Annotated in this window: 4 protein-coding genes and 1 pseudogene; 3 read left to right on the top strand and 2 right to left on the bottom strand. The window is 62.2% G+C overall.

Annotated elements, in window-relative coordinates; genetic code table 11:
• Nucleotides 1–1,640, top strand: a 1,640-nt coding sequence (locus RT424_RS14055) for a glycoside hydrolase 43 family protein (RefSeq protein ID WP_313439337.1), incomplete at its 5' end; no start/stop codon positions are given.
• A complete protein-coding gene (locus RT424_RS14050; protein WP_313439334.1) occupies nucleotides 1,637–3,049 on the top strand; it encodes a glycosyl hydrolase family 28 protein in 1,413 nt (470 codons plus the stop codon). The genes RT424_RS14055 and RT424_RS14050, both read left to right, overlap by 4 nt.
• Nucleotides 3,050–3,154: 105 nt before the next feature.
• Here RT424_RS14050 and RT424_RS14045 read toward each other — a convergent pair whose 3' ends face one another.
• Nucleotides 3,155–6,037: a TonB-dependent receptor gene (locus tag RT424_RS14045; RefSeq protein ID WP_313439331.1), complete on the bottom strand. Its 2,883-nt coding sequence runs from the start codon at nucleotides 6,035–6,037 to the stop codon at nucleotides 3,155–3,157.
• An 804-nt stretch (nucleotides 6,038–6,841) separates the two neighbouring features.
• On the bottom strand, nucleotides 6,842–7,381 hold the full coding sequence (locus tag RT424_RS14040) for an HD domain-containing protein (RefSeq protein WP_313439328.1): 540 nt from the start codon (nucleotides 7,379–7,381) through the stop codon (nucleotides 6,842–6,844).
• A gap of 563 nt (nucleotides 7,382–7,944) precedes the next feature.
• Here RT424_RS14040 and RT424_RS14035 point away from each other — a divergent pair.
• A pseudogene (locus tag RT424_RS14035) lies at nucleotides 7,945–8,227 on the top strand (M1 family peptidase); the annotation flags it as partial.

Here is an 8,227-nt window from a genome sequence, read left to right as displayed (position 1 = left end):
CAGGTGAGGGACGCTGGATCGCCGATCAGGGCGACGGCACTTATCGCAACCCGGTGCTGGCGGGCGACTATTCGGACCCCGACGTCGTTCGCGTCGGCGACGATTTCTATCTCGTGTCGTCCTCGTTCACGGATGTGCCGGGCCTGCCGATCCTACACTCGCGCGACCTCGTCAACTGGACGTTGATCGGCCATGCCCTCGGCCGTATTCCGCCTGACGACCACTATCGCACCGCCCGGCGCGGGGGAGGAGTGTGGGCTCCCGCGATCCGCCATCGCGATGGCCGCTTCGTGATCTACTATCCCGACCCGGACCGCGGCATCTTCATGGTCTCGGCGGTCGATCCGAAAGGACCATGGAGCGAGCCGGTACTGGTGGACGGTACCACTGGGGCGATCGATCCGGCGCCGTTCTGGGACGATGACGGCACCGCCTGGCTCGCATACGCCTTCGCGAAGAGCAGGGCGGGCAAGGCCAATCTCATCGCACTCAGGCGGCTGAGTGCGAACGGGAGCAGAACCGAAGGCCCCGAACGCATCATCATCGACGCCGGCCAAATGCCCAAGATCGCGACAAGTCTCGGGCCGCGTCCCTGGCAGACGACCGAAGGGCCCAAGCTCTACAAGCGCGGTGGCTGGTACTACGTGTTCGTGCCCAGTGGCAGCGTCAAGGGCGGCTGGCAGGGGGTGTTCCGCAGTCGCAGGATCACAGGTCCCTATGAGGGGCGCAATGTGATGGATCAGGGCGGCACGGCGATCAACGGGCCGCACCAGGGCGCGTGGGTCGACACGCCGGGCGGCGAGGACTGGTTCCTCCATTTCCAGGATCGCGATGCCTATGGGCGGATCGTCCACCTCCAGCCGATGCGCTGGAAGGACGGCTGGCCGGTGATCGGAACCGACACCGATGGCGACGGCCGCGGCGAGCCGGTCCTCGTGCATCGCAAACCCGGCCTGGCGACACAGCAGGTCGCGGCACCGGTCGCCGATGACGAATTCGATCAAGGCTTTTCTCTCGCCTGGCAGTTCGGCAGCAACCCGGGGGACGACTGGGCCAGCGTCGAGGACGGATGGCTGAAGCTCCAGTCGGTGACGGGATCCGCAGACTTGTACGAGACCGGGGCGGTGCTGTCGCAGAAGCTTCCGGGACCGGCGTTCTGCGCGAGCACGCTAATGCGCTTTGCTCCCCTGCGGATCGGCGAGCGGGCCGGGCTGGCGGTGCACGGGGTCAACTTTGCATGGATTGGCCTGGAAAATAGGCCGGAGGGCATGCGGGTAGTGCAAGTGCGCAAGGACGACGAGCGTCCCGGCATGCCGATCGCCGATACGGCAGGGCCGGTGCTGAAGCAGGATCGTGTCTGGCTCAGAGCCTGCGCCAGGCCGGTCGTGGTGGATGTGCCGCCCCCCGACTTTGCGCCCTACTGGCCCTCGATGCTGCGCGATACCCGCATGGCGGTACGTTTCGCCTACAGTCTCGACGGCGTGCGGTACGAAGAGCTGGGATCGACGTTCGAAGCCAGGCAGGGGCGCTGGGTCGGCGCTCAGATCGGTCTCTTCGCGCAAGCTGCCCTCGGTACGCCAGCCGCGGTCGCGACGAGTGCCGGATACGCCCGGTACGACTGGTGGAGGATCGGGCAGTGAGGCCCCTGGCGGTCGTCGCGCTTGGTGCGCTTGCCGTTGGACTTTCCGCACAGGCCGCGCCGGCCGCCGCGCCCGGGGTTCTCGAGGTCTACCCGCCGCCGCCGGGCAGCGACTACTACACCTCGTTCGACGACACGTTCACGGTGCGGGTACGACAGCCCGGAGGGGAATGGCGGGACCTGTACGAATACCGCGTCATGGTCGATCTCGACAAGCCGCAGCCCGCCTCGATGGTCACCTTCGGGACCAGCGGCCCGGTCGAGGTGGCGATCCAGAAGAACAACGGCGCGGTTCGTCACGTTGCCGTGCGGCCCGCGTCGCGCGGCATCGAGGCCAGGCTCGTCGGCGCGATCGCATACCTGAAGCTGGATGGCCCGGCGAACCTGTCGGTCGAGTTCGACGATGATCGCCTGCACAACCTCCATCTCTTCGCCAATCCGATCTATCCGGCCGCCGGGCCCACGAAAGGGCGCACGCTTGTGGCATTCGGTCCCGGTATCCACGTCCCGCCGCCAGGGCAGGACAGCTTCCGCTTCGAATCTAATACCGACGTGCGTCTTGCCGGCGGCGCGATCCTCAAGGGGCAGGTCGATGTCGCCGACGCGCACGACGTGCGCATCGGCGGGCCCGGCATCCTCAAGGGCGGCAAGGAGGGGGTAACCGTCCTTCGTTCTCAGTCCATCGAGATCGATGGTCCGATCGTGATCAACCCGGGCCACTATACCTTGATGTGCGGTCAGTCGCGCGGTCTGACGGTTCGCAATTTGCGCACCTTCAGTGCGGGCGGCTGGACCGACGGCGTCGACCTGATGGCCTGTTCTGATGTCCACATCGACGGCGTATTCCTGCGCACTTCCGACGATGCCGTGGCGATCTATGCCGATCGCTGGGACTATCATGGCGATGCGCGCAACTATCTCGTGGAGAACTCCACGCTCTGGGCGGACGTCGCTCATCCGGTGAACATCGGGCTTCACGGCAGCAAGGATGAGCCGCGTACGATCGAGAACCTGGTGTTCCGCAACATCGACATCCTCGATCACGACGAGGACGACCGCGACTATCAGGGCGCGCTGGCGATCACCGATGGCGACAACAACCTGGTCCGCAACGTGGTGTTCGACGACATCCGCATAGACCGGATCGAGGAGGGCATGCTGTTCAATTTCCGGGTGGTCTTTAACCAGAAGTACAGCCTTGCTCCGGGACGCGGGATCGAGAACATCGTGATGCATAACGTCCGCTCGCGCGGCGGGAACGCGAACCGCCCCGTCATCGCCGGATTCGACGCCCACAGGAGCGTGCACGATGTCAGCCTTGTCGATGTAGGCGGACCGGATGGGGCCCTGTCGCTCGAGGATATCGATGTCGGACCCTACGCCGAACGCGTCTCGACCTCACCGCAATAATCCTGACCGCGCTGATGTGAAAAATGGGTCGCCGGCGGAGGAGCCGGCGACCCATCAGGCTTGAGAGGGTTTCATTGGGAGGAGTCCCCTCTCGTCCCGGAAGCGTCAGCTTCCGAAATTGTAGCGCAGCGTCGCGCCGAAGTTGCGGCCGTTCATGAAATGCTGGCGCTCGATCCCGGTCGCGAGATCGGGTTCGCCCACGAAGCGGTCAGCCGCCTGGTTGGTGAGGTTCGAGGCGGTAATCGCGAGTGAGAAATTGTGTGCCAGGTTGAAGTTGATCGATGCGTCGAGCAGCCCGAAGCTGCGGATGTAGCGACCGTCGATCGGGTTGGCCGCCAGGCCGAACAGGATCGCCTTGGAGCGCCAGGTGTAGACGAGGCGTGCCGATATCGTCTCGTCCTCGTAAAGCCCGGTCACCGAGTAAGAGTACCTGGACGTCAGCGGCTGCATCGTGTTGACGCGCTGGCCGTTGAGCGTCAGCGGGTTCTTCGTCTCGACATAGGTGAACGAGCCCTGCACGCCGAAATGATGCGCGAATTCGGGCAGGAAATCGTAGTCGAAGAAGGTCTGTCCCGCCAGCTCGATGCCCTTCGCGGTTCCCTTCTCCGCATTGATGGTCTGGGTGATGAAGTACTGGTCGCCCGAGCAGCTGGTGTTGGTGGTCGGGGTCGGGGCACCGGCCACACTCTGGCACGAGGACACGCCGCTGAAGAACCCGTCGATCTTCTTGTAGAACAGCGCGGCGGAGACGTAGTTCACCGGCGAGAAATAGTGTTCGAACGAGAGATCGAAGCTGTTGGCCGTCTGGGGCTTGAGGTCCGGGTTGCCGACCGAGCCCACTCCGCTGACCGTATTGATGATCAGCGAGGGATTGAGCGCCGAGAACTCGGGACGGGTGATCCCCTTCCCATAGCCGAAGCGCACCAGCGTGTCGGGCGTGATGTAGCCTGTCAGGTTCAAGCTGGGCAGGGCGTGGGTATACGAGGACGTGCTTTCGCTGGCGGTGATGTTGCCCGTATTCAGCGGATCGATCATCGCCCGTACGAAGGTGTCGGTCTTGACCACGCGGACGCCGGCATTGCCCTTGATCCGGTCGTCGAGGAACCCGAAGTCGGCGACGGCGTATCCGGCGTAGCTCTTCTCGCTGAAGTAGCGGCGGTTGAGCACGATCTCGGCCAGCGAGTCTTCCGGCAGGATACCGGCATTCGCGAAGCGCGCACGCACGTTGTCGCCCAGCAGCTCATCGGGTGAGAACACCAGATATCCGCCGGAATAGCCCGCTTTCCCGTTCATGAAGTTGGTCGGCGATGTTTCGACCAGATCCGCCATCGAGGCCACTGAAATGGCGTTCGAGCGGTCCGCTGCCAGCGCCAGGCCGTTGGTGGTCAGGTTGCGGTTGCTGAACGAATAGTTGCGGTAGCGATCCTTCTGCGTGGCGTATCGCGCCCCGAACTTGATGTCCTTGAGGAAGGAATCGTCGAACCTGTAGACAAGGTTGAGCGCGGCGGCGATGCCGTCGTCGTGCCAGACCTGATTGGTGGCGTTCGAATAGTTGTTGAACACCCATGAACTGGCCGAGGACAGGTCTGGGCTGGTGATGGAGACTTGCTGCGGGCGGCCCAGGTCGCGTGTGATGTCCCAGGCCAATCCGGCCGCCGATGCCAGCGTCACCGACCGATTGTCCTGAGACTGATCGGCCTTGACGTAGGAGAAGTCGAAGTTGACGTCGAGGTGATCGGTCGCGGCCCATTTCGTGCCGCCCGCGATAACGAAAGTCTCGTAGCGGCGATGCTCGTCGCCGCCGGTGGTCGAAAGCCCGGAATTCAGGAACGTGCCGCCAGTGATGCGCTGGCCGGACAGCAGGTCGTTCGAGCCGCCGTTCGCGTTGCGGTTGGCCAGCATCTCGTCGATTGTGAACGCCTGTGTCGCCAGCTCCTGCGCGTACCGGCTGTCGGTTGCGTTGAGGAAACGATAGTTCTGGTGGTAGAGGTACGAGTTATAGTTGCCCTCCACGTAGAACTCTAGTCCCGGGGCCGGGCGCCATTGCAAGGCGCCGTTGAGACCCTTGCGGGTGCGGGTATAGTCCTCTTGGGCAATGTTGTTCTGCACGCCGACCGACGTCAGCAGGTTCTGGCGCTCGCTGGCCGAGATGGTGGCCGGGTTGACATCCGCCAGATAGGTCACATCCGAGCGGCCCAGATAGGCGCCATTGAGATTCAGCCCGGTGCCGACATTGGCCGAGTATTCGGCGCTGTCCGCGCGGATTGCCCGGCGAAACTGGGTGCCGCCGACCGAGGGCGTGTTGTCGCCGCGATTGAAGCTCTTGGCGTAGCTCGCTGCCAGCAGAACGCCGATCTCGCCGCCACCCGGAAGGTCCCAGCGGTTCGACACCATCCCGAAGTATTCGGGCGTGAGCTTCTTGCCCAGATCGTTGTAGCGCCCGCCCGCAGCCGCGGAGACCGCCAGACCCTTGAAGTCAAATGGCTTGCGCGTGCGGATATTGACCAGACCGCCGATCGCGCCTTCGATATGCTCGGCCGACGGGTTCTTGAATACATCGAGGCCGGCAACCATGCCCGGGCTCGCGCCCTCGACGTTGAATTCGCGGCTGCCGGCGGTGAAGTAGGCGCGCCCGTCAACGCGCGATCCGGTCTGGCCCGTGAGGCCGCGGATAGTCAGGCCCGAACCGTTGCCGACGGGCGACGACGCCTCGCCGCCGAAGCGATAGGCCTGGACGCCCGGGACGCGCGTAAGGGTTTCCGCCACGTTCGGATCCGGCAGCTTGCCAATGTCCTGCGCGGTGATGGAATCGACGATTTCCATCGTGTTCTTCTTCATCTGGACAGCGCTTTGAAGACTGGCGCGAATGCCCGTGACCACGATGTCTTCGCTTGCGGTTTCGGTCGGACGGGACTCGGTCTGCGCAAGTGCAGGCATGGCAATGCAGCTCGCGAGCAGCGCGGACGTCAAGCGTACGATGTTGTTCATATATCCCCTCCTGAAATTCGGACGCTTTGGCGCATCCTGAACTTTTCGGCTCCCTCGAACCACGTGTGGTATCGATACCCGAACTGATATCGATACCACACGTGGCTTGCAACAGGAATCTTTCACTGGAGCGCGGTAAGTACAAAATGATGGATAAAATCATGAGCATGTTGGAAGGGCGAGGGGCGCGGGAGCGCCATGTTCCGCGATTGCGCCAAGCTGCTTTGCCTTGGTAGCAAGTGAGCGCTTGTTCACTTGAATGGGGTCGCGGGGAGAAGAAACCGCAGAAAATGGAATTGCACCGATGGCCCGAGCGTATGCTCCGCGTAATGCTGGGGCTGTTGATTGTCACTGAAAAGTGAACGGCGCTTTTTTCAGGTCTTTATTCGAGTGGACGGCCGCACTTACCTCGGAAAATGGTCGAATTACGTTGTAAAAGGGCTGGGAGCCCTCGCCGTTGACACGGCAGCTATCCTGATGCAGCCATTCCAACTCAGAGAGTCGCTCATCGGCCAAGGCTGCTCATTCAGTTGACGATAGCTGTGGAACCGCGAACGTCCGCTTCAACCGAAACCTGCCGCTCCTCAGCATGATCTTAAACGACAGCTTTGTCCCACTTCCGCTCGTTCGGGGCTGAGGAAAGTGGCGACCCTTCCTTGGCGCCCAGCCGTTAATCTGCTCTCCTCTGATGCGGAATGTCCGCTGCTTCAGCCTTGAATGGGTGAGATGGCCGTACCCAGCAAAAAGAACGGGGAAGCTGACCCAATTGGGTAGTTCGAAGCAGTGGAGGCAGAGCAGATCACTTCACGGACGGAAACCTATGCTCGTCTTGGCCTCCTCGATCAGTGCCATGGCCCGACGATACAGGTTGAGATTGCCTTCGGTCATTACAGTGAGGACCTGCAGCTTTTCGCGGAGATAGACCTTGGCGAACCCAGGACTTCCGACAACGATTGATTGCGTGTTGCTGATGAAATCTGCGAGTTTCACGGTTTGCGCTTCGGGTGAGATGGTGCCGAGGCGTGCAGCTTCCGCAGCTTTGCGTGTAGCGCGGTTGCCTTCATGGCACTGATCAGTCAGTTCCATCACCAGAGCAGCGACAGGTTCCCCGAACTCGCGTGCGATATCCTCTCGGGTTGTCGGGGTATCCTCGATCGTATCGTGCAGCAGCGCCGCTGCCAACATTTCGTCAGTGTGCGGGACGCTTCGGACAATCTCCATCACCTCAATGGGGTGATTGATGTACGGTTCACCTGTGTATTTGCGCCGGTGATCAATGCTATTGTGAGCGTGCGAGGCGAAGTCCAGCGCTTTCGACACCAGCGGAGAGAGATCCTGAGACATGTTGAACGCATAGCAGATATTCCCGAGGGGGAGAAAGTTAGTTCCCGGCATTAGTCACTAGGGGGGAGTTTCGGTTCCGATCCGGCCCCACACAATAATTCCGGTCACAAACCCGCAATGGCGCCGCGCCGGCAGCGTGATGACCCACGCAGCTGGGATGTTCAACATCGGCGCCACCAAGTATGCGCTCAAGGCTCGGTTGCGCCGCCGTCATCGGTGATAGCGTCAGAGCTCGGCGACTATGATGTTCGTCCAGCGCGCCCCTGTAATGGTTCGACCCTTCCCGGTCGTTCAGCCGCCGATTTTCCTCTCCCAGGTCCGGACGTTCCGTTGTGCCAGTTTCTCGGTCTCCAAAGCGGACGCCGACATCGCCATTCTTGCGAGCCCGCGGTCAGATCACATCCGCACAGCAAGTGGCTACGTCTCAAGTCATCGTCGGCCTCTCCGTTGCGCCAGGCCGCAGTTCCTCGGCGCCGAGTCGATCTTCTCGGACTTCGCTCCTACGGATCGTGCGGTTAGCTCTGGTTGATCCGGAGATTGGGCAGTTGGAGATCTACAGGGGCATGCGCTGGATCATTTGTGGTTTATTGGGAATCTGCAGTCTTCAAGGTAGCGACGCGATTGCCGGCTCAGATCACACGCCCGTTCAGGGTTTCGAGGTGCTCTGCTATGATTTGGCCCTGACCCCCGACATCGAGAACGCCGGCGTTGCCGGACACGAGGTCATCCGGCTTCGAGCAACGGAAGACGGCGTGCGCCAACTCGTTTTCACCGGGAACGCTCTCGACATAACCCAGGCCACACTGGATGGCGCCCCCCTGGCGCCCAGGATCGAAAGCGGCAGCT

It is taken from the genome of Novosphingobium sp., assembly GCF_032093395.1.
Lineage (GTDB): Bacteria > Pseudomonadota > Alphaproteobacteria > Sphingomonadales > Sphingomonadaceae > Novosphingobium.
Note: the sequence above shows the minus strand (reverse complement) of the source record. Positions and strands in the feature narration are given on the sequence as shown.

Bases quoted from the DNA above. Each gene is read 5' to 3' on its own strand.
- RT424_RS14040 (WP_313439328.1), bottom strand. From the start codon at position 7,381: ATGTCTCAGGATCTCTCTCCGCTGGTGTCGAAAGCGCTGGACTTCGCC.
- RT424_RS14045 (WP_313439331.1), bottom strand. From the start codon at position 6,037: ATGAACAACATCGTACGCTTGACGTCCGCGCTGCTCGCGAGCTGCATT.